General features: G+C 73.1%; 22 protein-coding genes. 8 read left to right on the top strand and 14 right to left on the bottom strand.

Going from position 1 to position 25,837, the window contains the following annotated elements; all coding sequences use genetic code 11:
• Positions 1 to 67 precede the first annotated feature (67 nt).
• Both SCAB_RS24930 and SCAB_RS24925 read left to right on the top strand, forming a co-directional pair.
• A complete protein-coding gene (locus tag SCAB_RS24930; RefSeq protein ID WP_013002841.1) occupies positions 68 to 856 on the top strand; it encodes an SDR family oxidoreductase in 789 nt (262 codons plus the stop codon).
• Between the two features lie 194 nt (positions 857 to 1,050).
• On the top strand, positions 1,051 to 2,628 hold the full coding sequence (locus SCAB_RS24925) for a sodium:solute symporter family protein (RefSeq protein WP_013002840.1): 1,578 nt from the start codon (positions 1,051 to 1,053) through the stop codon (positions 2,626 to 2,628).
• A gap of 3 nt (positions 2,629 to 2,631) precedes the next feature.
• On the opposite strand, the gene cpt is transcribed toward SCAB_RS24925, so the two are convergent.
• The 4 genes from cpt to SCAB_RS24905 all read right to left on the bottom strand — a co-directional run bounded on the left by cpt (position 2,632) and on the right by SCAB_RS24905 (position 7,905).
• Positions 2,632 to 3,225, bottom strand: a complete 594-nt coding sequence (gene cpt, locus SCAB_RS24920; protein WP_013002839.1) for a chloramphenicol phosphotransferase CPT — start codon at positions 3,223 to 3,225, stop codon at positions 2,632 to 2,634.
• A gap of 89 nt (positions 3,226 to 3,314) precedes the next feature.
• Positions 3,315 to 3,761, bottom strand: a complete 447-nt coding sequence (locus SCAB_RS24915; protein WP_013002838.1) for a GNAT family N-acetyltransferase — start codon at positions 3,759 to 3,761, stop codon at positions 3,315 to 3,317.
• A 30-nt stretch (positions 3,762 to 3,791) separates the two neighbouring features.
• Entirely contained in the window at positions 3,792 to 4,907 is a 1,116-nt protein-coding gene (locus SCAB_RS24910; protein ID WP_013002837.1) for an ADP-ribosylglycohydrolase family protein, read from the bottom strand.
• Between the two features lie 322 nt (positions 4,908 to 5,229).
• Positions 5,230 to 7,905 carry a tetratricopeptide repeat protein gene (locus SCAB_RS24905; protein WP_013002836.1) on the bottom strand — a complete coding sequence of 892 codons (2,676 nt, stop codon included), beginning with the start codon at positions 7,903 to 7,905 and terminating at the stop codon, positions 5,230 to 5,232.
• Positions 7,906 to 8,024: 119 nt separating this feature from the next.
• Between SCAB_RS24905 and SCAB_RS24900 the strand changes: the two genes are divergently transcribed.
• Positions 8,025 to 8,546, top strand: a complete 522-nt coding sequence (locus SCAB_RS24900) for a DUF2165 domain-containing protein (protein WP_013002835.1) — start codon at positions 8,025 to 8,027, stop codon at positions 8,544 to 8,546.
• A 46-nt stretch (positions 8,547 to 8,592) separates the two neighbouring features.
• Here the strand turns inward: SCAB_RS24900 and SCAB_RS24895 are convergent, their stop codons facing one another.
• The 3 genes from SCAB_RS24895 to SCAB_RS24885 all read right to left on the bottom strand — a co-directional run bounded on the left by SCAB_RS24895 (position 8,593) and on the right by SCAB_RS24885 (position 13,408).
• Positions 8,593 to 11,178 (bottom strand): bifunctional FO biosynthesis protein CofGH, encoded by a 2,586-nt coding sequence (locus SCAB_RS24895; protein ID WP_041669603.1) that lies wholly within the window; start codon positions 11,176 to 11,178, stop codon positions 8,593 to 8,595.
• Positions 11,179 to 11,614: 436 nt separating this feature from the next.
• A complete protein-coding gene (locus SCAB_RS24890) occupies positions 11,615 to 12,460 on the bottom strand; it encodes an LLM class F420-dependent oxidoreductase (protein ID WP_013002833.1) in 846 nt (281 codons plus the stop codon).
• A gap of 81 nt (positions 12,461 to 12,541) precedes the next feature.
• The gene (locus SCAB_RS24885; protein WP_046774224.1) at positions 12,542 to 13,408 is read right to left on the bottom strand and encodes a serine hydrolase domain-containing protein; all 867 of its coding nucleotides are present in this window, start codon (positions 13,406 to 13,408) and stop codon (positions 12,542 to 12,544) included.
• 174 nt (positions 13,409 to 13,582) lie between these two features.
• Here SCAB_RS24885 and SCAB_RS24880 point away from each other — a divergent pair, with 174 nt between their 5' ends.
• On the top strand, positions 13,583 to 15,181 hold the full coding sequence (locus tag SCAB_RS24880) for a CehA/McbA family metallohydrolase (RefSeq protein ID WP_013002831.1): 1,599 nt from the start codon (positions 13,583 to 13,585) through the stop codon (positions 15,179 to 15,181).
• A gap of 167 nt (positions 15,182 to 15,348) precedes the next feature.
• Positions 15,349 to 16,191 carry an SAM-dependent methyltransferase gene (locus SCAB_RS24875; RefSeq protein ID WP_013002830.1) on the top strand — a complete coding sequence of 281 codons (843 nt, stop codon included), beginning with the start codon at positions 15,349 to 15,351 and terminating at the stop codon, positions 16,189 to 16,191.
• Between the two features lie 43 nt (positions 16,192 to 16,234).
• Here the strand turns inward: SCAB_RS24875 and SCAB_RS24870 are convergent, their stop codons facing one another.
• Positions 16,235 to 17,122: an endonuclease/exonuclease/phosphatase family protein gene (locus tag SCAB_RS24870; protein ID WP_013002829.1), complete on the bottom strand. Its 888-nt coding sequence runs from the start codon at positions 17,120 to 17,122 to the stop codon at positions 16,235 to 16,237.
• A 74-nt stretch (positions 17,123 to 17,196) separates the two neighbouring features.
• On the opposite strand from SCAB_RS24870, the gene SCAB_RS24865 reads away from it, so the two are divergent.
• The gene (locus tag SCAB_RS24865; RefSeq protein WP_013002828.1) at positions 17,197 to 17,676 is read left to right on the top strand and encodes a nitroreductase/quinone reductase family protein; all 480 of its coding nucleotides are present in this window, start codon (positions 17,197 to 17,199) and stop codon (positions 17,674 to 17,676) included.
• On the opposite strand, the gene SCAB_RS24860 is transcribed toward SCAB_RS24865, so the two are convergent.
• A complete protein-coding gene (locus SCAB_RS24860) occupies positions 17,640 to 17,897 on the bottom strand; it encodes a hypothetical protein (RefSeq protein ID WP_013002827.1) in 258 nt (85 codons plus the stop codon). The two genes, SCAB_RS24865 and SCAB_RS24860, sit on opposite strands and share 37 nt — an antisense overlap.
• Before the next feature lie 71 nt (positions 17,898 to 17,968).
• The gene (locus SCAB_RS24855) at positions 17,969 to 18,709 is read right to left on the bottom strand and encodes a class I SAM-dependent methyltransferase (RefSeq protein WP_037729404.1); all 741 of its coding nucleotides are present in this window, start codon (positions 18,707 to 18,709) and stop codon (positions 17,969 to 17,971) included.
• Between the two features lie 192 nt (positions 18,710 to 18,901).
• On the opposite strand from SCAB_RS24855, the gene SCAB_RS24850 reads away from it, so the two are divergent.
• Positions 18,902 to 19,825 carry a Vgb family protein gene (locus SCAB_RS24850; RefSeq protein WP_041669600.1) on the top strand — a complete coding sequence of 308 codons (924 nt, stop codon included), beginning with the start codon at positions 18,902 to 18,904 and terminating at the stop codon, positions 19,823 to 19,825.
• A 192-nt stretch (positions 19,826 to 20,017) separates the two neighbouring features.
• Positions 20,018 to 20,575 (top strand): hypothetical protein, encoded by a 558-nt coding sequence (locus SCAB_RS24845; RefSeq protein WP_231885117.1) that lies wholly within the window; start codon positions 20,018 to 20,020, stop codon positions 20,573 to 20,575.
• Between the two features lie 14 nt (positions 20,576 to 20,589).
• Here the strand turns inward: SCAB_RS24845 and SCAB_RS24840 are convergent, their stop codons facing one another.
• The 4 genes from SCAB_RS24840 to SCAB_RS24825 form a co-directional block, all read right to left on the bottom strand.
• On the bottom strand, positions 20,590 to 21,225 hold the full coding sequence (locus SCAB_RS24840) for an HAD domain-containing protein (protein WP_013002823.1): 636 nt from the start codon (positions 21,223 to 21,225) through the stop codon (positions 20,590 to 20,592).
• 40 nt (positions 21,226 to 21,265) lie between these two features.
• Positions 21,266 to 22,741 carry an aldehyde dehydrogenase family protein gene (locus tag SCAB_RS24835; protein WP_013002822.1) on the bottom strand — a complete coding sequence of 492 codons (1,476 nt, stop codon included), beginning with the start codon at positions 22,739 to 22,741 and terminating at the stop codon, positions 21,266 to 21,268.
• Complete coding sequence (locus SCAB_RS24830) at positions 22,738 to 24,468, bottom strand: N-acyl-D-amino-acid deacylase family protein (protein WP_013002821.1); 1,731 nt, start codon at positions 24,466 to 24,468, stop codon at positions 22,738 to 22,740. The genes SCAB_RS24835 and SCAB_RS24830 overlap by 4 nt, the downstream gene beginning before the upstream one ends.
• Positions 24,469 to 24,673: 205 nt before the next feature.
• Positions 24,674 to 25,801: an LLM class flavin-dependent oxidoreductase gene (locus SCAB_RS24825; RefSeq protein ID WP_078580183.1), complete on the bottom strand. Its 1,128-nt coding sequence runs from the start codon at positions 25,799 to 25,801 to the stop codon at positions 24,674 to 24,676.
• Positions 25,802 to 25,837 lie beyond the last annotated feature (36 nt).

The following is a 25,837-nucleotide window of genomic DNA, read 5'->3' as shown; positions in this document are numbered from 1 at the left end:
CGTCCCTCTGCGGTCGCCCATACTCTGACGCTCCGTCAGATAATGCGCCAGAGCCGGGAGGTCTCCGATGTCACTGCTCAGCGGAAAGACGGTCGTCGTCTCGGGAGTCGGGGCGGGGCTGGGCCTGCGGGTCGCCGCGGCGGTCGTCCGGGACGGCGGGAACGCCGTGCTGGGGGCGCGTACGGAGGCGCATCTCGCCAAGGCCGCGGCGGAGGTGGACCCGGGCGGCGCGCACACGGCGTACCGGGCCACCGACATCACCGACGAGGAGCAGTGCGCGGCGCTCGCGGCGCTGGCACGGGAGCGGTTCGGGGGCGTGCACGCGGTGGTGCACGTGGCGGCCTGGGACAGCTACTTCGGGGGCCTGGAGGACGCCGACTTCACCACCTGGCAGGCGGTCCTCGACGTGAACCTGCTGGGCACCCTGCGGATGACCCGGGCGTGCCTGCCGGGCCTGAAGGAGGCGGGCGGCGGGGCGGTCGTCATCATCGGCACACAGTCGGCGGTGGCCGCGCCCTCACAGGTGCGCCAGGCGGCGTACGCGGCGTCCAAGGGCGCGCTGACGAGCGCGATGTACTCGCTGGCGCGGGAGCTGGGACCGCACCGGATCCGGGTCAACACCGTGCTGCCGGGCTGGATGTGGGGGCCGCCCGTGGAGGCGTACGTGCGGTTCTCGGCGCACGGCGAGGGGGTGTCCGAGGCGGAGGTGCTGGCGCGGCTCACCGAGCGGATGGCGCTGCCGGAGCTGGCCACGGACGGGGACGTCGCGGACGCGGCGGTCTTCCTGGCCTCCGACCGCGCACGGGCGATCACCGGCCAGTCGCTGCTCGTCAACGCCGGGGAACTGATGCGCTGACCTGCTCCCGCCGGACCTCCGCCCAGGAGAAGAGGGTGATCTCTTTCGGCCACCCGTCGTTCACGTACATAAACTGAAGTCATCGCTCGGAACTTTTTTACTGCCTCTTGACCTTCCACTTCCTTGCCGTGGCCATGCCACCGAACCCAGAGTTCACATGCCTGACCCTGGCGGCGGACCCTGGAAGGGGGCCCATGAACAGTCTCGACTGGGCCGTGCTCATCGGCTACTTCGGTGTGATGGTCGCCATCGGCGTCTGGTCGCACAAACGCGTGGACAACGTCAGCGACTTCTTCACCGCGGGCGGCCGGATGCCCTGGTGGCTCTCCGGCATCTCGCACCACATGTCGGGCTACAGCGCGGTCATGTTCACCGGCTACGCCGGCATCGCCTACACCTACGGGGTCACCTCCTTCGTCACCTGGTCGTTCCCCATCGCCCTCGGTATCGCCATCGGCTCCAAGCTGTTCGCGCCGCGCATCAACCGGCTGCGCTCCCGGCTGCACGTGGCCTCGCCGCTCGAATACCTGAAGAACCGTTACAACCTGGGCACGCAGCAGGCGTTGGCGTGGTCCGGGATGCTGCTGAAGATCGTGGACGTCGGCGCGAAGTGGGCCGCAATCGCCACCCTGCTGTCCGTCTTCACCGGCGTCTCCCTCAACCAGGGCATCCTGATCACCGGCACGATCACGGCCGTCTACTGCACGATCGGCGGCCTGTGGGCCGACGCGCTCACCGAACTGGGCCAGTTCGTCATCCAACTCCTCGCGGGCATCGCGATGTTCATCGCGGTCGTCGCCAAACTCGGCGACTACGGCGGCTTCTTCGGGGTCTGGGACCGCCCCGAGCTGGAGGGTCACGCCGAGCCGCTGGTCGGCCCCTACGGCACGGTCTTCCTCCTCGCCTTCCTCTTCATCAAGCTGTTCGAGTACAACGGCGGCATGCTCAACCAGGCCCAGCGCTACATGGCCACGGCCACCCCGCACGAGGCCGAGCGCTCCGCCCGGCTGTCCGCGATCCTGTGGCTGGTCTGGCCGCTGGTGCTGTTCTTCCCCATGTGGATGTCACCGCTGCTGGTGAAGTCGGAGACGGGCAACGGCAGCGACACGTACGCCCTGATGACCGAACAGCTGCTGCCGCACGGTCTACTGGGCCTCGTCATCGTCGGCTTCTTCTCCCACACCATGGCCATGTGCTCGTCCGACGCCAACGCCATCGCGGCCGTCTTCACCCGCGACTGCGCGCCGGTGATCTGGCGCCGGGCGCGGACGTGGAGCGAGGGGCAGGGGCTGCGGGTCGCCCGCATCACGACGGTCGTCTTCCTCGGCCTGTCGATGGCGGCGGCCACCCAGGTCAACTCGCCCGCGTTCAAGGACATCATCACCGTCGTCATCAAGTGGGTCGCCGGGCTCATGGGCCCGATGGCCATCCCGATGATGCTCGGCCTGCTGCGGCCCTTCCGCCGCTCCGGCCCGACCGCGGCACTCACGAGCTGGGCGTGCGGTCTGTTCGCCTTCTGGCTGGTGAACTACCCGATCCACTGGAGCATCGACGGCGGCGTGCCCCTGCAGTACCAGGTCTCCATCCCGCTGGCCGTCTCGCTCGTGCTGTACATCGTCATCGGCTTCATCAAGCCGGAGGACACCCCCGAGCGGCTCGCGCTCATCGAGATCATCAACTCCGACGGCGACGGCGACGGCAGGGGCGGGGCCGGCGCGGCGGCCGCGGTACCGGCCCAGGGGAAGGACGCGTCCAGCCCGAGCGGGGTCTGACGGCTACGAGGGCCGCGCCCGGGAGGGGTTCCGGGGGCGGCCCTCGCGGCTGCCGAGGTGGGCCGCGATGGCGCGGGCGCAGTCCAGGGACTCGGTGTCGGTGGTGTCGACCTCCAGGTCGTAGCGCACGCCCTCGTGGACGAGGTGCGCCTGGGCCTCGGCCATGCCCCTGACCCGGTCCCCCCGGGCGATCTCGCGGCCCGCCGCGACGGCGGCCTCACAGCGGACGCCGACCCAGAGCACGTCCACTCCGGCGCCGTGCGGGCCGTCGAGAAGCCGCTGCCAGCGCTGCTGGGAGACCGCTCCGCCGAGGAAGACGTCGTCGACGATGACACGGCCCCCCGCGCGGGCCATGGCCACCAGGCCCTGGGCCCAGACCTGCTCCAGCGCGCGGAAGTCCGCCCCGATGCCCACCTCGCCGTCGGCCGAGATCGCGATGCCGCCGTCCGACGTCCCCATCCGCGCGGGCATGGCCTCGGTGAGGGAATCCACCCCGAACGCCAGCCACTGGTCCGGGAGTTCGGCCTGCAGACAGCGCACGATGCCGGACTTGCCCGCGCTGGAACCGCCGTTGAGGATGATCATCCGTGTGGTCACCGGGCCACGGTAGGGGGACGCGCTCACGGCACGAAACCCATTTCCCGCGGGGCGTGCGACCGCGAGGCTGATGGCCGAGGGGAGTGCGCTCACCCGCCGTTCGGCGGGCGTACCAGGAACGCGTCCACCCGGTCCTCGGTCTCCGGACGGAAGCCGTGGCGTTCGTAGAGGCGGCGGGCGGGACTGCCCTGGAGGACGTTCAGGCGGACCGGGAGTCCGGTGGGGGCGGAGCGGGTGAGGAGCGTGCGGAGCACGGCGGAGCCGATGCCGGTGCCCTGGAGGTGCGGGGCCAGGTAGAAGTGCTCCAGCCAGTGGGCGTCGGCGGCCGGGCGCAGGGCCACGCAGCCGGCGAAGGCGCCGCCGACCTCGATGATCCAGGTGTGGGCCGGGTCGAAGGAGTCGCGCAGGCGGCGGCGGACGCGGTCGGGGTCGTAGCGGCCGAGGCGTTCGAGGTCCGGGCGCATGACCCGGGCACGCAGCTCGGCGATGGGGCCGACGTCCGCCGGCCGGGCCGGGCGCATGGTCCAGTCGGGCATGAGCGGCACCTTAGCCGCGCCCTCTCAGGCTCAGGCGCGTGGGTACCGGGCCAGCCAGCCCGGTACCGCGCCGCCCGGGGCGTGCAGGGCCGGGCCCTGGGTCATTTCGAGGGCGAAGTCGTCGGCGAGGACGAGGATCGTGGGGCGGCCCTCCAGTTCGGCGAGCCAGGCGGGGGGCAGCGCGGTCTCGCCGTGGAGGGCGCCGAGGAGGCCGCCGGTGAGGGCGCCGGACGCCCCCGAGGGGCCGCTGTGGTTGACGGCGAGGCACAGGCCGTGGCGGACGTCCTCACCGACGAGCGCGCAGTACACGGCGACGGCCAGCAGGCCCGCCGCCGCGCCGTCACCGGCGAGGCGTTCGACGACGGCGGGGGACGGCGTGCCCTGGCGCGCGGTGGCGGCGGCCTGCTGGAGGGCGTCGGCGACGGGCTCGTGGCCGGGGCGGGCGGCCAGCAGGACCAGGGTCTTCTGCACGGCGGCGTCCAGACCCTCGCCGCGCGCCAGGGCGTGGACGATGACGGCGTAGGCACCGGCGGACAGATAGGCGGCGGGGGCTCCGTGCGTCTGCGCCGCGCACTCGACGGCCAGCTGGAAGACCAGCTGGGGTTCCCAGCCGACGAGGAGACCGAAGGGTGCGGAGCGGGCCGCGGCCTCGGCGCCGCACGCGCCCGGGTTCTTGGGGGCGTCGAGGGTGCCCATGGTCCCGTCGGCGAAGCCGAGGAGACAGATGAGGGAGGGGTCGCGGCGCGCGTAGAGCCACTCCTCGCGGGCGAGCCAGCCGTCGTCCTTGCGGCGCTCGTCGGGACCCCAGTCGCGCTGCGTCGCCGCCCAGCGCACATACGCCCGGTGCAGGTCGGTCGGCGGGTGCCACACGCCGGTGTCACGGCGGACCTGGGCGCGGATCAGCCCGTCGACGGTGAACAGGGTGAGCTGGGTGAGGTCGGTGATCGCGCCGCGCCTGCCGTACGCGGAGGCCAGATCGGTCAGCCACTCGGGGCCGTACGCCTCACCGATCTGCGCCAGGGTGAGCTGCTCGACGGGTGCGCCCAGTGCGTCGCCGACGGCCGCGCCCAGCAGCGTCCCGCGCACGCGGCTGCGGTAGTCCTGCTGCTCGACACGCCCCCAGACGGCACCGGCTGTCGCACCCACCCCAGCCTCCTCAACGGCCCCGGCCTCGACCCGTACGTCAGTACATCAGTACATCCGTACGCCCGTACGGCTCGACAGTCCAGCACTGTAATCGAACAGGAACCGTCGATTCAGGGCTCTCATCGAGCACGGAACAACACCCGATGTGCGGTCGTTCGGTCAATCCAGCACAGACGCGCAGAGATGAACAGGCCGTGCGCCGGGGTCCCACTCTCGGAGAAAGCGTGCGCCGGCGCAACATCCGCCGACGGTCCGTTCCGGACGCCTCTCACCGGTCGACCCGCTCCGGGCGCCCCGCTCCGGGCAACTCACTCCTGACGGCTCACGACGGAGGCCGCGGAGGCTCCGCCCGCCGGGCCGCCGCCGCGGCCCGCTCGTGCACGTCCGCGACCGCCGGGTCGCCGGGGAGCAGCGTCCGTGCCCGCTCGGCGTCGGCCAGCGCCCGCTCCGGGGAGCCGAGTTCGAGGTGGAGGGCGGCGCGGTGGCGCAGGGCCCAGGCGTACTCGGGGAGCAGGGCGACGGCCGCGTCCAGGTCGGCGAGGGCCTCGTCGTGGCGGCCCAGCCGGAAGCGGGCGACGCCCCGGCTGGCGTACGCGGAGGCGTACAGGGGGTCCAGCTCGACGGCCCGGTCGTAGTCGGCGAGGGCCTCCTCGTCGCGGCCGGCGGCCCGCAGGGCGTCACCGCGTTCGCAGCGGACCCAGGGGGCGTCCGGGTCGAGGGCGACGGCATGGTGCAGATCGGCCAGCCGCCGCTCCCGCTCACCCCGGGACCGCCGTACGCGCGCCCGGCGCACCAGCGCCCAGACGTACTCCCCGTCCAGTTCGAGAGCGCGGTCCAGATCGGCGAGAGCCTCGTCGAGGCGGCCCTGCGCATGCCGGGCGGCGCCGCGCGAGGCCCACGTGGAGCGGCGTACGGGGTCGAGGGCGACCGCGCGGTCGAGGTCGGCGACCGCCGCGTCCGGGTCGCCGAGGAGGCGGTGGTAGTCGCCGCGCAGGACGAGGGTGGTGGTGTCGTCGGGGGCGAGCGCGTCGGCCCGGTCGAGGTCGGCCACGGCGCCCGTGTGGTCGCCGGTGTGCGCCCGCGCGACCGCCCGGCCCTGCCACGCCGGGGCCGACCCGGGGTCGAGGGCGAGTGCCCGGTCGTACTCGGTCACCGCCCGTTCGTGCGCGCCGTCCCGGTGCAGCGCCCGCCCCCGCAGGGCGTGCGCGTACGCCCGGTGCCCGGTGTCGAGGGCGGCCCGGAGCAGCAGGACTCCGAGCGCGTCATGGACACCGCCCCGCTCCAGCGCGCCCAGCAGGTCCCGCCCCCAGCGGGCCGTGTCCTCGTCGTCGGCGTCCTGCCCCGCCTGGGCCAGGGCCTCGGCCCACCGCCGGGCCACGGCCGTGTCCTCGCCGCACGCGTCCACGACGTCCCGCAGCATCCCGGCGAGCGCCCCGCGCTCCCCCGCGCACAACCGGTGGTACGCCTCCGCCAGCCGCAGCTCACGCCAGCGTGCCTCCCCCCACGGCTCCCTTCCCTCCTGTGCGGACGCGGCCCGCGCACGCCACCCGGCGAACGCCTCCGCCAGCCGGCGGTGCCGCTCGGCCCAGCCCCGGGGCGACCGCGTCCGCTGCAGCCGCACCATCGGCGCCCGTACGACGTCGTGGAAGACCACCCGGTCCCCGCGGTCGGTCACGAAGGGCAGGGCGCGCAGCCAGGCGAACAGCGCGTGGAGGTCCTCGGCGCCCGCACCCACCCCGTCGGCCTCGCCCGTCACGGCCACGCGGAACACCTCCGCGTCCAGCCACCGGGGCAACGCGCAGGTCAGCGCGGCGGCCCGGCGTACGGGGTCGCTCTCCCAGCGCAGGAAGCGCTCCACGGCGGTGGCGCTCGCGTCGCCCGCGTCGGCGAGGTCGTCGAGGCCGGCGGGGCGGGCCTCGGCGAGGGTCGAGACCAGGACGGGCAGGCCGCCGGTGAGCCGCAGGACCTCCTCCACCACCGGCGGGGCGAGCACACCCCGGGCCGCGAGGAGACCGCGGGACTCGGCCTCCGTGAAGGGCCGCAGCGGGAGGTCGAGGACGAAGTCGCCGAGGCCGCCCCAGCGGGTGGCGTCGAGCGGAAGCTGTCCGGCCGTCACGAGGACCAGGTTGCCGGGGAGGGGGCCGTGGCGGTCGCCGGAGACGAGGTCGTGCAGCCACGGGTCCAGGAAGGCGCCGGTGCGTTCGTAGGTGTCGAAGAGCAGGACCAGCCAGGGCGCCTCGGCCGCGGCACCGGTCAGTTCCTCCAACAGGGCCGGGGTGAGGACGAGTTCGGGGGCGAGCAGCAGTTCTGCGTCCTCGCGGGCGCGGCTGCGCGTGCCGAGACCCGTCCGCAACCGGTCCGCCTGGCGGGCGAGTTGGGCGGGATCGACGGCGCCGGCGAACGGGCCGACGACCGGGACGAGCCCGAGTGCGACGAGGGTCGCCCGGGCGGCGGCCATGCTCGCGGCCGACGGCTCGGCGGCTCCGCCGAGCCGCGCCCGCGCCGACGCCCCCGGTCCCCGTGCGTCACCCGCGTCACCCGCGTCCGCCGCGTCACCCTCCTCCGCCGCTCCCCCGGCCGCCCCGCGCCGTGGTCCCTCCTGCTCGGCCGCGGCCATGGCGGCCAGTTCGGCCTCGTACCGGTGCTCCCGGTGGGCGGTGAGCAGCCGGTCCAGTTCCTTGAACCGCCGCCCCTGCCGGGCGAACCGGTCCGCGATCACGGCCATGGCCTCCGGCACGCTGCCGACGCCGTCGTCGACGTACGCGGTCAGGGCCCCGTGCTCCCGGGCGATCTGCTCCAACTCCCTGACCAGGAAAGTCTTTCCCATGCCCGCGTTGCCGTGCACGTGGAAGAGGAAGCGGCGCCGCTCGTCGTCGACGGGCAGAGCGAGGTTGGCGCGGAAGGCGGCCCGTTCGGTGGTCCGGCCGACGAAGCCCTGGCGGGTGCGCCGCCGGATCAGCTCCTGCATCGTCGGGATCGGCGGCTGCGCGCGCCCCATGGATACCCCTCCGGCCGTCCTCGGTTCGCCATGGTTCTCGCCATCGGCGGCTCCCATTGTGATCCAACGCGCCGAAAAACACCTGGGGATGATCCGTGGCCCCGGCACATAGTGGACCCATGGCTGAAACCCGGACCTCCCGCGGCTCACTCCTCCCGCTCGCCTCGACCCTGCTCGTCGGCACGGTCGCCCTCTACATGGCGCTGGTGGCGTTCAGCAACATCACGGACTTCGGAACGAACCAGCAGTTCGTCCGCCATGTCCTCGCCATGGACACCACGTTCAAGGACGAGGACCTCATGTGGCGGGCCATCGAGTCGAAGGGCCTCCAGGACGCGGCCTACGTCCTCATCATCGCCTGGGAGACCGTGACGGCCCTGGTGCTCATCGCGGCCACCTGCCTCTGGGCCCGCGCCCTCGGCTCCCGTGCCTTCCCCACGGCCCGCCGCTACAGCACCCTCGGCCTCCTCATGGTCCTCCTCCTCTTCGGCGCCGGCTTCCTGGCCATCGGCGGCGAGTACTTCGTCATGTGGCAGTCCGCCGACTGGAACGGCCTCGATGCCGCCCTGCGGGTGTTCCTGCTGAGCGGGGTGGTGCTGGTGGTGACGCAGCTGCCGACGGGTGGGGACGAGGCGGTCTGAGGCGGGCCCTCCGGGCGACCGGTCGGACTCGGCCTGCCGCCCGGACTCACTCCAACACCGGCAGCAGTTCCGGGAGGTGGCCGTCCGACAGGGTGGCGGCGCGTTGGCGTTCCTCCGGGACCTCGCCGTAGAGGGTGGTGCGGGGGCGGGCGGGGCGGCCTGCCGCTTCGGCGACGGCGATGAGGTCCTTCACGGACTTGTAGGAGCCGTAGGAGGAGCCCGCCATGCGGGAGATGGTCTCCTCCATCAGGGTGCCGCCCACGTCGTTCGCGCCCGAGCGGAGCATCTCGGCCGCGCCCTCGGTGCCGAGTTTGACCCAGCTGGTCTGGATGTTGGGGATGTGGGGGTGGAGCAACAGCCTCGCCATCGCCGTCACCGCCCGGTTGTCGCGCATCGTCGGGCCGGGGCGGGAGATGCCCGCCAGGTACACGGGCGCGTTGGTGTGGATGAAGGGGAGCGTCACGAACTCCGTGAAGCCGCCGGTCCGTTGCTGGATGCGGGCCAGGGTGCGCAGGTGGCCCAGCCAGTGGCGGGGCTGGTCGACGTGGCCGTACATCATCGTCGAGGAGGAGCGGATGCCCAGTTCGTGGGCGGTCGTCACGACCTCGATCCAGGTGGCGGTGGGGAGCTTGCCCTTGGTGAGGACCCAGCGGACCTCGTCGTCCAGGATCTCGGCGGCCGTGCCGGGGATGGAGTCGAGGCCCGCCTCCTTCGCGGCCGTCAGCCATTCCCGGATGGACATCCCGGTGCGGGTCGCGCCGTTCACCACCTCCATCGGGGAGAAGGCGTGGACGTGCATGCCGGGGACGCGGGACTTCACGGCCTTCGCGATGTCGAAGTACGCCGTGCCGGGCAGGTCGGGGTGGATGCCGCCCTGCATGCAGACCTCGACCGCGCCCAGGTCCCACGCCTGCTGCGCGCGGTCGGCGACCTGGTCGAGGGAGAGGGTGTACGCGTCGGCGTCCGTGCGGCGCTGCGCGAAGGCGCAGAAACGGCAGCCGGTGTAGCAGACGTTGGTGAAGTTGATGTTGCGGGTGACGATGTACGTGACGTCGTCGCCGACCGCCGACTTCCGGACGTCGTCCGCGATCCGGGTGAGGGCGTCGAGCGCCGGGCCGTCCGCGTGCAGCAGGGCGAGGGCCTCGGCGTCCGACAGCCGTGTGGGATCGTCGGCCGCCCTCGCCAGGGCCGCGCGTACGTCGGTGTCGATCCGTTCGGGGACCATGCCGGGTGCCGCCGCCTCGCGCAGGGCGCCCCAGTCGCCGTACACGGAGTCGAAGTCCTCCCGGCGGTCGCCGGTACGGCCCTCGGTGTCGATGGCGGTGTGCAGATCCGTGCGGCCCGTGGCGACGAAGACCTCCTCCGGCTCCTGCCAGGGGTGGCCCTCGACGACGGCGTCCGGGCGGGCGAGCCCGGTCTCGGGGTCGGCCAGCGCCCGCACGTGCGGGAGGAGGCGCGGGTCCAGCCAGGGCTCGCCGCGCGCGACGAACTCCGGGTACACGCAGAGGCGTTCACGCAGCTCGAAGCCGGCGGCGCGGGAGCGTTCGGTGAGTTCCTCGATCTGCGGCCAGGGGCGCTCGGGGTTCACATGGTCGATGGTGAGGGGGGAGACCCCGCCCCAGTCGTCGATGCCGGCGCCGATCAGCCGCTCGTACTCGCTGTCGACCAGGTTCGGCGGGGCCTGGATGCAGCCCGCCGGGCCCATGAGGAGCCGGGCGACGGCCACCGTGGCGACCAGCTCGTCCAGCTCCGCGTCCGGCATGCCGCGCATCGCGGTGTCCGGCTTGGCGCGGAAGTTCTGGATGATCAGTTCCTGGATGCCGTGGTAGGCGCGGGAGATCTTGCGCAGCGCGAAGAGGGACTCCGCGCGCTCCTCGTACGTCTCCCCGATGCCGATGAGGACGCCGGAGGTGAAGGGGACGGAGGTGCGGCCCGCGTCCTCCAGGACCCGCAGCCTGACCGCCGGCTCCTTGTCGGGGGAGCCGTGGTGCGGGCCGCCCGGCTCCGACCACAGCCGGGTCGCGGTCGTCTCCAGCATCATGCCCATGGAGGGGGCGACGGGCTTCAGGCGCTGGAAGTCCGTCCAGCTCATGACGCCGGGGTTGAGGTGCGGGAGGAGGCCCGTCTCCTCCAGGATGCGGATGGAGATGGCGCGGACGTACGCGATCGTGTCGTCGTAGCCGTGCGCGTCGAGCCATTCGCGTGCTTCCGGCCAGCGGTCCTCGGGCTTGTCGCCGAGGGTGATCAGCGCTTCCTTGCAGCCGAGGGCGGCGCCCTTGCGGGCCACGTCCAGCACCTCGTCCGGGGACATGAACATGCCGTGTCCGGCGCGGCGGAGTTTGCCGGGCACGGTGACGAAGGTGCAGTAGTGGCATTTGTCCCGGCAGAGCCGGGTGAGGGGGATGAAGACGCTCTTGGAGTACGTGATGACGCCGGGGCGGCCGGCCGCCTCCAGGCCCGCGTTCCGCACGCGTGCGGCCGTGGCGGCCAGGTCCTCCAGGTCCGTGCCGCGTGCCTGGAGGAGGACCGCCGCCTCGGTCGCGTCGAGGGCCACGCCGTCGCGGGCGCGCTTGAGGGCCCGCCGCATGGAGTTCTCGGTCGGGGCGGGCCCGGAGGTCGCGGAAGTCGTCATTCGTCGAGCATACGAGCGGCTTGGCTCCGCCTTGGCGGGGGCTCCGGGTGGGTTTGGGGGCGGGGGGGGTGGGTGGGGGTGCGGTGTGTTGGCGGGTGCGGGTCCTTGGGGGCTGATCGCGCAGTTCCCCGTCCCCCTCAAAGACCCAGGCCCCGCCGGCCTGAAAGCTCGGCCCGCCGCGGACCCGAAAGCCCAGGCCGTGCCGACCTGAAAGCCATGGCCCCGCCTGCCCGAAGCCCAAGCCCACGCCCAAGCCCACGCCCCTGAAAGCCCGGCCCTGCGGGACTGTGAGTCATGCCCCCGCGCCCCCGAAAGGCTCGGGGCGGAGCCCCGGCGTTTCAGGGGCGCGGGGAACTGCGCGACCAGCCCCCACCGACCCGCACCCGCGGAAGCGACCCGCACCCCCGAGCCGGACGGCACCGACACCGGGCGCGTGCTAGAGAAACGTGCCGTACTCGTCCAGCAGCCCCAGCACCTCCGCCTCCCCCGCCGGAGGCAACTGCACCACGGCCTCCTCGATGCCCAGCTCCGCGTAGTACGCCAGCTTCCCCGCGCTCGGCTGTACCGCGTACGGCACCACCTGCAACCCCGCGGGATCGCGCCCCGCGTCCGTCCACGCCGTGCGCAGCACGGGCAGCGCCTCCCCCAGCCCCCGCCCTCCGATCGGCAGCCACCCGTCCGCGTACTCGGCGATGTGCGCGAACAGCTTCGGCCCCGCCGCCCCGCCGATCAGCGTGCGCGGCCCCACCACCGGCCCCCGCGCCTTCTGCACCGGCTTCGGATACGCGGAACTCGCCCGCACGCTCCCGAACTCCCCCTCGTACGCCGTCGGCTCGTCCGCCCACAGCGCCCGCATCAGCGCCATCCGGTCGCGTACCAGCTCCCGCCGGGTACGCCAGGTGACCCCGTGGTCGGCGGCCTCCTCCACGTTCCAGCCGTAGCCGAGGCCGAGGGTGAGGCGGCCGCCGGAGAGGTGGTCGACGGTCGCGATCTGCTTCGCGAGGTCGATCGGGTCGTGCTGGGCGACCAGCGTGATCCCGGTGCCGAGGCCCAGCCGCTCGGTGACGGCGGCGGCCTGGCCGAGCGCCACGAAGGGGTCGAGGGTGCGGCCGTACTCGCGCGGCAGGTCCCCGCCGGCCGGATACGGGGTCGTCCGCTCGACGGGGATGTGCGTGTGCTCGGGGAGGTAGAGCCCCGCGAAACCGCGTTGCTCCAGCTCACGGGCGAGCCGGGTCGGGGTGATCGTCTCGTCGGTGAGGAAGATCGTCACGGAGATGCGCATGAGGTCATCTGTAGCGGCTCGGGACAGGGATGTCCATACCGACCGGTCGGCACCGACCGGTCGGCACCGACTGGTCGGTACTCAGAGACGGCCGTCACGGGGGACCGGCCGGGGTCGGTCCGTCGCCGCGAGGGCCCTCGTCGCGAGACGTTCCGTGCGGGCCGGGCCGCCGAGCCGGTGGACCAGGATCCACCGCCCGTCGTCGCATGCGGCGCCCAGCACGGACGAACCGCGCGTGGCGCCGTTGTGCCACCGGACCGAGGGCCCCCGCTGCCAGGAGGGCGCCGGATCGCCGAGCCGGCGTTCGACGAGCAGGGCGACCAGGAGGTGCGCCAGTGTCCGGCAGGTGGACCACATCCCGCCGGCCGGCAGGATCGGGCCGGTCAGCGTCCACAGCGGACGCGCCCGGCCGAACGGGCCGCGCGGTACGAGCCGTCGTTCCTCCGGCGGCCCCGCCGTCACCGCCCCCGCCTCCAGCCCCAGCGGCGTCAGGACGTGACGGTCGACGAGCCGCTGGTAGGAGCACCCCGTGGCGGCCGTGAGCGCGGAACCGAGCACGGCGTAGCCGAGGTTGGAGTACTCCCGCTCGCCCAGCCGTCCGGCCGTCAGCCGGTCCAGGCCGTGCAACGTCTCCCGCAGCGCCGCCTCCGTGAAGGTGAGGTACGGATCGTCCGGCGGGCCCGGGGGTCCGACGGGCAGACGGGGCAGTCCCGAGGTGTGCTCGGCGAGATGCCGCAGGGTGATGCCCGTGCCGCCCGGCACCTCGTCGAGGCAGTCCTCCAGCGGGGTGTCGAACCCGACCGTTCCCTCCGCCGCCAGCCGGGCCAGCACGGTTCCCGTGAGCACCTTGGTCAGCGAGCCGATCTCCACGAACCGGTCCACGTCGTGGCCGTACGCCACCCGGTCGGTGATCCCGGCCCCGCCCAGCAGGCAGGTGGGTGTCCGCATACCCGGTACCTCCGACTCCTCGCCCGTCTCCGGGATGTCCTTCCGGGGCGAAACGAAAACCGGCGATTTCCTTGCCTTGTCCCCCAGTTCACCACCGCATAGGAAGGTGGCACGCACCACCCCTGCACCACCCACGCCTTGTCCCTCACGACGACCGACCTGGGGAGCAGCAGCATGTGCGACGACCGCGACCATGACCACGCCGAGGCGGGCCGGAACGGCCACCGCGACGGCGACGGCCACGGCGACGGCGACGGCGACCGCGACCGCGACGGGCTCGGAAGGCGCGCGCTGTTCGTGACGTCGGCGGCGGCCGCGCTTACGTTGGGAAGCGTGACCTTTGGGACGAGCGGCGCCGAGGCCGCGCACGGTGACCAGGAGACCAGGACCATCCGGGGAACCCTCCCCACCGGCTCCCCCGACTTCGTGTACCTGCCGGTCGAGGTGCCCTCGGGGGTAAGGGAGTTGAGGGTCTCGTACAGCTACGACAGACCGTCCGTCCCGGCGGGCACCCCGGGCAACGCCCTCGACATCGGGGTCTTCGACGAGCGCGGCACCGATCTCGGCGGCAAGGGCTTCCGGGGCTGGTCGGGCGGCGCCCGCTCGGAGTTCTTCCTCCGGACGGACGAGGCGACCCCCGGCTACCTGCCGGGCCCGGTCCGCCCCGGCACCTGGCACATCGCGCTGGGCCCGTACACGGTGGCGCCGGACGGGCTGCCGTACGAGATCACGATCACCCTCACCTACGGCACCCCGGCCCCGGTCGTGCCGCCGGTGTATCCGCCGGAGCGGGCCGAGGGGCGGGGGCGGGCCTGGTACCGGGGCGACTGCCATCTGCACTCCTGGTACTCCGACGGCCGCCGCACGCTCGGCGAACTGGCGGCGCTGGCGCGGGCGGCGGGTCTGGACTTCATCAACAGCTCCGAGCACAACACCCCTTCCGCGCATGCCCATTGGGCCGAGCACGCCGGTGACGACCTGCTCGTCATGCTGGGCGAGGAGGTCACCACCCGCAACGGTCACGTCGTGGCGCTCGGCATCGATCCGGGGACCTTCGTCGACTGGCGCTACCGGGCCCGGGACAACAGGTTCGGCCGGTACGCCCGGCAGATCCGCCGCGCCGGGGGCCTGGTCGTCCCGGCCCATCCGCACGCCACCTGCGTGGGCTGCAACTGGAAGTTCGGCTTCGGTGAGGCGGACGCGGTGGAGGTGTGGAACGGCGCCTACTCGCCGGAGGACGAGGTGGCGCTCGCCGACTGGGACGGCATGCTCGTGGCGTCCGTGAAGGAGGGACGCGGCTGGATCCCGGCGATGGGCAACAGCGACGCCCACCGCGACCCCGACCCGGTCGGCCGCCCCCAGACGGTGGTGCTCGCCGACGACCTGACCAGGGAGGCAGTCCAGGAGGGCCTGCGGGCGGGCCGCTCCTACGTCGCCGAGTCCAAGGACGTGTCCGTGTCCTTCACGGCGACGGGCGCGCGCGGCGAGCACGCGGGCATCGGCGAGCGGCTGGAGGTGGCGCCGGACACCCCGGTCACCGTCCGCCTGGAGGCCACGGGCAGCGCCGGCTGCAGCATCCGCTTCGTCACCGACCAGGGCGTGCTGTTCACCTCGGCCGCGCTCCCGGAGTCCGGCACCGGCTCGGCCGAGTGGCGTACGACGGCCTCGTACGCGGCGTACGTACGTGCAGAGGTCCGGCGGCCACCGATCGTGCCGGGCTTCCCGGGCCCGCTGGCGGCCTTCACCAACCCGATCTTCCTCGGCCGGCGGTAGCGGTGGACCGGAAGTTCCGGCGACCGTAGGGAGAACCCGCGTTCGTCACAAGCGCGTTGGGCCTTAGGTTTGGCTCGACACATCATCTGCGTCTGTACGGCTGCCGCGGCCGACCCCGGCCGAGCCGTACGCGCGGACGCACCTGCACGGCGGAGGAGACGGCGCCCATGACCGATCACGCGACCACGCCCGAACCGGCGGCGGCTCCGGCGGCGAAGGAGAAGGTCGACACCTCGGTGCCCGCCTCCGCCCGCATCTGGAACTACTGGCTGGGCGGCAAGGACAACTACCCGGTGGACGAGGAAGCCGGTGACGCGTACGCCGGCGCCTTCCCCGGCATCGTGACCATCGCCCGCAGCAGCCGCGCGTATCTGCGGCGCAGCATCCGGCATCTGGTGGAGGTGGAGGGCGTCCGGCAGTTCCTGGACGTCGGCACCGGGCTGCCCACGGCGGACAACACCCACCAGGTCGCGCAGCGGAGCGCGCCGGAGGCGCGGATCGTCTACGTCGACAACGACCCGACGGTCCTCGCGCACGCCCGCGCGCTGCTGTACTCCGCCCCCGAAGGCGCCACCGCGTACGTCGACGCGAGCCTCTACGAGCCCGAGCGCATCCTCGCGGCCGCCGCCGGGACGCTGGACCTGTCCCGGCCGACGGCGCTGATCCTCAGCGGCATCCTGGGCCACGTCGCCGACTACGAGGAGGCCCGCGACATCGTCCGCCGTCTCCTGGCCGGCCTCCCCTCCGGCAGCTACCTCAACATCAACGAGGGCTCCCGGGGCACCGACCCCGACTACGAGCGCGCGCAGGACGCCTACAACGAGACCGGCGCGGTCCCGTACTTCCTGCGCCCCATCGACCAGATCACCGGCTACTTCGACGGTCTCGACCTGATCGAGCCCGGCGTCGTCTCCGTACCGCTGTGGCACCCGGACCCCGCGGCCGAGGGCGAGCCGCAGCCGAAGCCGAAGCCGATCGGGCAGCACGGCGGGGTGGGCCGGAAGCCGTAGCCCGCCGCGTGGGCGGGACGGGCGGCGCGGGCGGCCTCGGGTCTCAGCCGGGGCCGGTCCCATCCGCCCCGCCGTCCGCCCCGCCGTCCGCCGGGCCCGCCAGGTCGGCGACGACGGCGAGGTGGTCGGACGGCCACACGCCGCCCACGGGCCCCTCGCCCGCCCTGCGTACGGCGCGCACGTGCCCGAGCCCGCCGGGCCCCGGCGGTCCGACGTGGATGTAGTCGACCCGCACACTCGGCCCGAACGACCCGGCGACGTACGGGTTCGCCAGGTCCCAGGTGGCCGAGGGCGCGCCCGGCTCGGCGTACTCCCAGGCGTCGAAGAAACACTGTCCGGGCACGGCGGGCGCGGTCCTGTAGCCGCCGAACAGGCGGACCTCGTCGGAGTCGGGCCAGGCATTGAAGTCGCCGGTGATCACGGACGGGTGGGCGTGTCCGCCCCGGTGCCGGGCCACGAACCCGGCGAGCGCGGTGACCTGCCGGCAGCGCACCGCGGACGCGTCGGTCGCGGAGCTGAGGTGGGCGGTGAAGAAGGGCACGGGCGCGCCCGGCGCGTCGAGGAGGGCGTAGAGGGCGCCGCGTGTGCTGCCGCCGTCTCCGGCCGGAAGCGCGATGGCGTCCCGCTCCCGCACGGGCCACCGGCTGAGCACGGCGCCACCGATCCCGACGTCCGAGTCCCCGATCCGCCGCTGCCAGCGGCCAGCGTCCCCGTACTCGCCCCAGGCCCAGTGCATCCCCAGCTCCCCGGCGAGCCACCCGGCCAGATTGTCGCCGCCCCCGCCGTCCCGGCCGGTCCCGCCGCCGCGCTGCCAGACCTCCTGCAACCCGACCGCGTCGGGGCGCAGTTCACGCAGCACGGCCAGGATCGCCTTCTGCCGCTCCTGCCAGGGTCCGAACCGCCACCACAGGTTCCACGTCACGACCCGCACCGCCCGCCCACCGCCTTCGCCGCGTACCCGATCCTGTGACCAGTACCTGCCACCTTCCGAGGGGAACCACGCCCATGACGAGCCATACGAGCCCTGCGAGCCCTGCGAACGGCCCGGAACGCCCGGGCCCCAAGCAACGGGCCGTCACGGCCTTCCAGCGTCACGTCGCCAATCCGGTGCTGCGCCGGATCCCGCTCCAGACCCTCCTGGAGACGACCGGCCGCACCTCGGGCCTCCCCCGCCGCACCCCTGTCGGCGGCCGGCGCGTCGGCGACACGTTCTGGCTGGTCTCCGAGTACGGCGAGAGGTCCCACTACATCCGCAACATCAAGGCCGACCCGTCGGTGCGGGTACGCATCCGGGGCCGCTGGCACACCGGCACCGCCCACCTCCTCCCCGACGACGACCCGGTGGCCCGCCTGCGCACCCTGCCCCGTGTGAACAGCGCGGCGGTCCGGGTGCTGGGGTCGGGGCTGCTGACGGTGCGGGTCGATCTGGGCGGGGAGCGGCCTCCCGGTCAGTCGTCCTCGGGATCCGGCTCGAAAGTGAAGTAGACGCTCAGCACGTACGGTTCGTCCTCGTCGTACTCATAGTCCCAGGACACGTCCACCAGGAAGACGTCGTGTTCCCCCACCCACACGGACGCCTTCCGGAACGCCTCCGCGGCGTTCGTGGCCGGGAAGAGCTTCCGCGCCATGGGATGCACCTGGGTATCGGCGTCCGAGTCGTCGAAGCCCGCCGGAACGGCCAGGCAGAGATCGGGATCGAGTTGCATGGACTGCGCCCTCCTGTCGATGACGTCCCGTAAGACCTCGGCCCACGGTCAGGGGTTGAGAGGGGAACGGGTCAGTCCGCCGCCGGCCGGGCCGCCACGAACACGAACTCCCTGCCGGGGCGGTCGGGGGCGTCCCGTACGTCCTCCAGCACGTATCCGTGGGCGGCGAGATCCGCCTCGACCTCGGCCCGCTCGCGGAATCTGAGGGTGGAGTCCGACGTCAGCGTCACCTCGCCGTCACCGCCGTCGAGGACGTAGTGCCAACGGAAGGTCACCAGCGGTCCGGTGACCCGCGTCAGCTCCACCCAGCTCACGACCGCGCCGAACCCCGCTACCTCGGTGACCCGGTACGAGTCCTCGCGGTTCCACTCCTCCCAGGCCCGCGCGGCGGGGTCGCGGGTCTCGAAGACCAGTCCGCCGCCCGGCCGCAGCGCCTCGTACGCGCCCGCCAGCGTCCGCCGCCATGTCTCCGGTTCCACGATCGCCTGCGCCACGTTGGCCGTCATCGTGACGAGGTCGACCCGCAGCGGGGGAAGGGCCGTGACGTCGCCGTGGACCCACCGGACCCGGTCGGCCCCCGGTTTGGCCCGCGCGACGTCGAGGGAGGCACCGGCCGGGTCCAGCCCGACGACCTCCACCCCGCGCTCCGCGAGCAGCAGCGCGAAGACGCCCGTACCGCAGCCGATGTCCAGCACCCTCCGCGCGCCGGACTCCCGCGCGCACGCGAGGTAGGCGTCCAGGTCGCCGCGATCGGGGTCGAGCGGGTCGTACAGTTCGGCCAGCCACCGGTCCCGGAAGATCTCGTCAGCCATGCGGCCACCGTAGGGGACGGGGCGCACGCGTTACTCCAACGGGCTCCGCTCCTACGGCAATTCGGGCGACAGGGCGCGGCCCGCTCTGGAACGCTGGGCGTCGACCGCCGTTCCCCGACCCGTGACTCTTCGACGACTTCTCGACTCTTCGGCTCTCCGACTCTTCGACTCTCCGACTGAGGCTTCGCATCCATGACTTCTCGCCGCCCGGCCGTGTCCATCCAGGAGTTCCCCGTCTCCGACGTCGAGGCAGGGCCGTACGGAATCGCCGCCGGGCCGGACGGCGCGCTGTGGTTCACGCTGGTCCACGCCGGACGTGTCGGCAGGCTCACGCCCGACGGAGAGACCACGTCGTACGCCCTCCCCTCGGCGTCGGGCGGGCCCTCGGTCATCACGGCCGGGCCGGACGGCGCGCTGTGGTTCACGGAGTTCAAGGGGCATCGGATCGGTCGCATCACCACGGCCGGGGAGGTCACGTCCTTCGCCCTGCCGACGCCCGACGCCGGGCCGTTCGGGATCGCGGCCGGGCCCGACGACGCGCTGTGGTTCACGGAGGCGGGGGCAGGCCGGATCGGGCGGATCACGACCGAGGGGGAGGTCGTCGAGTTCCCGCTCCCGGTCGCCGGGGCGTTCCCGTCGGCCATCGCCGCCGGGCCGGACGGCAGGCTGTGGTTCACGATGAACCAGGCGAACGCGATCGGTGCCGTCACGCCGGAGGGTGAGGTGACCGTCCACCCGCTGCCGACGCCGGGCGCCGCCCCCGTGGGCATCGCCGCCGGTGGCGACGGGGCCCTGTGGTTCGTCGAGATCGGGGCCGGGCAGATCGGGCGGATCACTCCGGACGGGAAGACCGACGAGTTCCCCCTGCCGGACCGCGGGTCCCGCCCGCACGCCATCGTCGCCGACACCGACGGCGGTTGCTGGTTCACCGAGTGGGGCGCGAACCGCGTGGGCCGGATCACTTACGACGGCCACCACCACGAGATCCAGGAACACACACTGCCGACCCCCGCCTCGGAACCCCACGGCATCGCTCTCGGCCCGGACGGCTCGGTGTGGACGGCCCTGGAGACCGGCTCGGTGGCCCGCCTGCGGGCCGTCGCGGACGCGGGCTGACGTACGGTCGTCCGGCGCGGACCCGCACCCGTCGTCGGCGGGTCCGAGGTGGGGAGCGGGTGCCCGGCGCGTGGGCGCCGCCAACCTCAGATCATCCTCTGAACCCTCGCTTTCGCCTTGCTGCCGTGTTCGGCCCAGTGCCACGATCACCGCCTCGCCCGCCACCAACGGGCTGACAGACGGGGGCCGTTCATGTCACGCACTACACGTATGCCGCGCCGCGCACTCACCGCCCTGGCGCTGTTGTCGGGGGCCGTCCTCCTCGCCGCCACCGCTTGCTCGGCGGACGCCGAGACCGGTTCGCAGCGGCCGCCGGTACGGACGGCCGAGGCGAGCCCCGCGAGGACGACATCGGCGGCGGACTCCGGCGAGGGGGACGAGGCCGCCGTGTCCGAGGTGTCCGTGGACGCCGCCCCGGACCTGGAGATGGCCGACCGGATCGTCCTGCGGCGGGACGGCACCAGGGGCAGCGCGTCGATGGAGTTCGGCAAGGCGAAGAAGGGCGACGGCAAGGCGCTGTCCGTCGGGGCGCAGTGCGAGGGCAAGGGGGAGATCGAGGTCTCGCTGCGTCCCATGGGCGCCTCTTTCACGGTGGCCTGCCGCGACGGTGAAGTGAGCGGTGAGTACAACCAGTTCGCCGTCGAGGACGCCGACCGTGGGGGCACCGTCACCGTCGACGCCCCCTCCACCGTGCGCTGGTCCCTGTCCGTCGGCCGCGGCGAACCGGCCGAGCATGACCTCGACGACTAGGTCGTCACCCTCCTTCAGCCCGTCGTGCGGGCGAACGCCGCGAGCGTGGTGAAGTCCGGGTCCCGCAGGCCGAGGCGGGGGTCCACGCGGTGCAGCAGGGCGGAGCCGTGGTGGTGGGCGGCGACGAACTCCCGGTCGGCGGGGCCGATCTCGTCGTCGACCCAGGCGAAGGGGCGCCCGGCCGCGTGCTCGACGAGGCGCCGCGTCTTCCAGAAGATCCCGGGGTTCGCGGCCGTCCCGGACACCCGGGGCGGCCCGGACGGGCCCGGACCGGCGGGCCACTCCACCACGGGCAGTTCCGGCAGCCCGAGGACCGGCGCGATGCAGGTGTTCGCCTCGCCGGCCCATGTCGTCGCCCAGGTGACGTCGAACAGGGCTGCCAGCTGCAGGAGTTGCCGGCCGTGCTCGGGGTTGAGCCAGACCCGGAGCGGCTTGACGTACGCCTCGGGCTGTCCCGGGTGCTGGGCGAGCCAGCCCCGCGGTTTCATCCGGTGGGTGGTGTATCCGGCGGGCCGCCGCTCCGGCTTCGCGGCGTACGGGTTCAGCGGCCCGTCGACGTCGAGATAGAGGAGCGGCCGGTCCGTCCCCCGACGCTCACCCCGCTCGCCGCCCTCGTCCCGCTCACCCGGCTCGTCCGGCTCACGCAGCATGCGGACATCATCGCGTCCGGCAGGAACGGAGGGGAAGCCCTCACCCCGGCCAGACGATCGCCTGCGTCTCGCTGTACGCGTGCAGCGCGTACGACCCCACGTCGCGCCCCACCCCGCTCTTCCTGAACCCGCCGAACGGGGCCTCCATGTTGCGGCCGACGGTGTTCACGCCCACGCCTCCCGCCCGCAGGCACCGGGCCACCCGGAAGGCGCGGGCCACGTCCCCGGACCAGACGTAGTCGATGAGGCCGTAGTCGCTGTCGTCGGCGAGGGCGACGGCCTCGTCCTCGTCGTCGAAGGGGAGGACGACGACGACCGGGCCGAAGATCTCCTCCCGGACGACGCGCATGTCCGGGGTGCAGTCCGAGAGGACCGTGGGAGCGACGTAGAAACCCCGTTCGTACGGCGGCCGTTGCCCTCCGGTCACCACCCGGGCGCCCTCCTTGCGGCCCAGCTCGACATAGGTCTCGACGCGGTCCCGGTGGGCCGCCGAGATCACCGGGCCGACCACCGTGCCCGCCTCGCGCGGGTCCCCCACCGGCAACCGGGACGCGTACGCGGCCAGTTGGGTCACCAGGCGGTCGTAGACGCCCCGTTGGGCGATCACCCGTGTCGGTGCCGTGCAGATCTGCCCGCTGTAGAAGGTGAAGGTGGTCGCGATGCCGGCGACCGCCGCGCCCAGGTCGGCGTCGTCGAAGACGATCGCCGCGCCCTTCCCGCCCAGCTCCATCAGCTGGCGCTTCATCCCGCGCCCGCACACCTCCGCGATCCGCTGTCCGACCGCCGTCGAGCCGGTGAAACTCACCATGTCGACGTCCGGGGAGTCCACGGCGGCCTCGCCCGCCTCCGCGCCGGAGCCGCTCACCACGTTCACCACGCCCGGCGGGACACCGGCGGCCTCCAGGGCCTCCGCCATGCGGTAGACGGAGAGCGGGTCCTGCGGGGCCGGCTTCACGACCACCGTGTTGCCCATGGCGAGGGCGGGGGCGATCTTCCCGGCCGGGTTGGCCCAGGGGTTGTTGTACGAGGTGATGCAGGTGACCACGCCCACGGGGTGCCGTACGGCGAGGGCGCCCATCACGGCCGCCCGGCCGAAGGGACCCGCCTCGTTGATCTGCGGCGCGATGGGCTCCTCCACCGGCTCGACGCGGGAGTACCGCTGGAACCGGGCCGCCCCCACCCCGACCTGCATGGCTCGTGCCGTGCCGGTCGTCGCACCGCTCTCGGCCTGCGCGAGTTCGGCGTACGGGACGAGATGGCGCCGTATGTGGTCCGCCGTACGGGCGAGGATCGCGGCCCGCTCGGCGGCCGGCACCCGCGACCACGGCCCGAACGCCTCGCGGGCGGCGGCGGCCGCCGCGTGCACCTGCTCCCGCGACGCCTCCGGCGCCCACCCGACGACCTCCTCCGTCGCCGGGTCGACGACCTCGTGGTGCCCGCCGTCGGGCTCCACCCAGGAGCCGCCGACGAACAACCGCTGCCGCTGGGTGGACCCCGCGGACCCCGTCGGACTCACTTCGTACTCACCGTCCGGGTGTCCCGGCCGCTCCGCAGCACCTTGCCCGGCACGGCCCCGGTCACCACGTCGTCGCGGATCGCCTCGACGCCGTTGACCCAGACCGCCCGTACGCCGATCGCCCGGGAGTCGAGGCGGGGGCTGTCGCCCGGCAGGTCGTGCACCAGGGTGGCCTTGCCGGCGTCGACGCGCTCCGGGTCGAACAGGACGAGGTCCGCATGCCAGCCCTCCCGCACCTGCCCCCGTTCACGCAGCCCGAAGAGGCGCGCCGGGTCGTCGGTGAGCATCTTGACCGCCTGTTCCAGGCCGACCAGTCTCCGGCCGCGCAGACAGTCCCCGATGAACCGGGTGGTGTACGGGGCGCCGCACATCCGGTCCAGGTGGGCGCCCGCGTCCGAGCCGCCGAGCAGCACGTCCTCGTGCCGCCAGGTCTCGGCGCGCAGGGCCCAGGAGCCGGGGTCGTTGTCGGTGGGCATGGGCCACAGGACCGTACGGAGGTCGTCGGCGGCGCAGATCTCCACCAGGCACTCGAACGGTTCCTGGCCCCGCTCCGCCGCGATGTCCTTGACGACGCGGCCGGTCAGGCCCTCGTTCGCCTCGCTGTAGGTGTCGCCGATGACGTACCGCGCGAAGTGGGCGAGCCGGCGGAAGACGCCGGCCTCCTTGGAGTCCGCGCGCCGCAGCATCTCCGCCCGGACCTCGGGGTCGCGCAGGCGCGCGATCCGCTCGGGCACCGGGAGGCTCAGGACCGGGCCCCAGCCGGGGATCAGGTTGAGCGCGCAGAACGTGCCCAGGGACATGTTCATCGGGGTGAGGATGGGCATCGTCAGGGCCACCACCCGGCCGCCGGCCTTGCGCGCCCGTTCGCTGGCCTCCAGCTGGCGCGGCACGCGTTCGGGGATGGCGGCGTCGATGGTGAGGACGTTCCAGTTGAGGGGCCGCCCGGCCACCGCGCTCATCTCCACGAAGAGATCGATCTCGTCGTCGCTGAACTGGTCCAGGCAGCCCGCCACGATCGCCTCGATCTGGGTGCCCTCGTGCTCGCCCACGGCCCTCGACAGGGCGATCAGTTCGGCGGGCTTCGCGTGCCGCGAGGCGACCGGCCGGCCGTCGCCGTCGCTGTGCGTCGAGGACTGCGTGGTCGACAGCCCCCACGCCCCGGCGTCCATCGCCTCGTGGAACAGCCGGAGCATCGCGTCCAGTTGCCCGTCGGTCGGCTGTCCGCCGACGGCGTCCGGCCCCATCACGTAGCGCCGCAGCGCGCAGTGCCCGACCATGAAGCCCGCGTTGACGGCGATCCGCCCTTCTAGGGCGTCCAGGTACTCCCCGAAGCCGTTCCAGTTCCAGGGCGCGCCTTCCTCCAGCGCGACCAGGGACATCCCCTCGACCTTGGACATCATCCGCCGCGTGTAGTCCGCGTCCTCGGGGCGGGCGGGGTTCAGGGGCGCCAGCGTGAACCCGCAGTTGCCGCCCGCGACGGTCGTCACCCCGTGGTTGAGGGACGGCGTCGCGTACGGGTCCCAGAACAGCTGGGCGTCGTAGTGGGTGTGGGGGTCGACGAAGCCGGGGGCGAGGACGAGCCCGCGCGCGTCCTCCGAGGTACGGGACTCCTCCGTCACCTCCCCGATGACGGCGATACGGCCGTCGCGCATCCCGACGTCGGCGGTGTACGCGGGGGCGCCCGTTCCGTCCACGACGGTCGCGCCTCTGATCACATGGTCGAGCACGGCTACGCCCCTTCCACACAGGCGACAAGCACGGGAAACGAAGGCTGTGCTGCCGCGCCCCGAAGAGGCGCGGGGAACTGCGCGGGCCACCACGACGGGCCCGCAGCCGACGGACGAACGGCCGACCGCCGACGGGCCGACCGCCGACGCAAGACCTCGGCCTGCCGCCGAGGGCGCACCGCGGCCCGCCGGCGCCGGGCGCCCCTCAGCCGGCGCTCGCCGCGGAGCGGAACCGCGAGGTGCGGTGCACCGGATCCGTGTCGATCTTCGGGATCACGTGCTCCCCGACCAGCCGGATCGTCTGCAGCGTCGCCTCCTTGGGCACCCCCACCGGCAGTCCGAAGCTCAGCTGGTCGGCCCCGGCCTGCTCCCACCGCTTGCACTGCCGGAACACCTCGTCGGGGTCGCCGCAGATCAACAGCTCTTCCGCGATGAGGAGTTCGATGAACTCCTCGTTGTACTCGGGGAGCGTCTCCGGCCACACGGGGAAGCCGTCGGGCCGGGGGAAGGTGTCGTGGTACCGGAAGACGAGCGAGGGCAGATAGTGCAGCCCGCCGTTCACGGCGATCCGTACCGCCTCGTCGTGGGTGGGTGCGCAGATCGCGGTCGTCGTCACCATGACGTTGTCGTTGACGAAGTCACCGATGGGCTCGGCGTCGACGATCGCGCTCTTGTACTTCTCCAGCACCCACTCCATGTCGGAGACCTTCTGCACGCTGAAGCCGAGCACGCCGAGCCCCTTGCGCGCGGCCATGGAGTACGAGGGCGGCGACCCGGCGGCGTACCACATCGCGGGGTGCGACTTCCCGTACGGCTTGGGCAGGATCTTGCGCGGCGGCAGCGACCAGTGCTTGCCCTGGAAGCCGACGTACTCGTCCTGGAGCCACATCTTGGGGAACTCGGCGATGGTCTCTTCCCAGATCTCCTTGGTGTAGTTCATGTCGGTCACCCCGGGGATGAACCCGAGGATCTCGTGCGAGCCGGCCCCGCGTCCGCTGCCGAACTCGAAGCGGCCCTCGGTGAGGTGGTCGAGCATGGTGACCTTCTCGGCCACCTTCACGGGGTGGTTGACCTGGGCGAGCGGGTTGAAGATGCCGGAGCCGAGGTGGATGCGGTCGGTCGCGTGGGCCAGGTAGCCGAGAAAGACGTCGTTGGCGGAGAGATGCGAGTACTCCTCCAGGAAGTGGTGCTCGGACGCCCACGCGTACTTGAAGCCCGACCTGTCCGCCTGGATGACGTACTCGGTCTCCTCCATCAGCGCCTTGTGCTCGGCGAGGGGGTCCGTCTCGGCCCGCTTGCCCACGTATCCCTGTACAAAGAGCCCGAATTCCAAGGAGGTTCACCGTCCTCAGCGATACCCGGCGGCCTT

Origin of the sequence: Streptomyces scabiei 87.22 (assembly GCF_000091305.1) — a bacterium.
GTDB lineage: Bacteria > Actinomycetota > Actinomycetes > Streptomycetales > Streptomycetaceae > Streptomyces > Streptomyces scabiei.
This window is presented reverse-complemented; position numbering and strand designations above follow the sequence as displayed.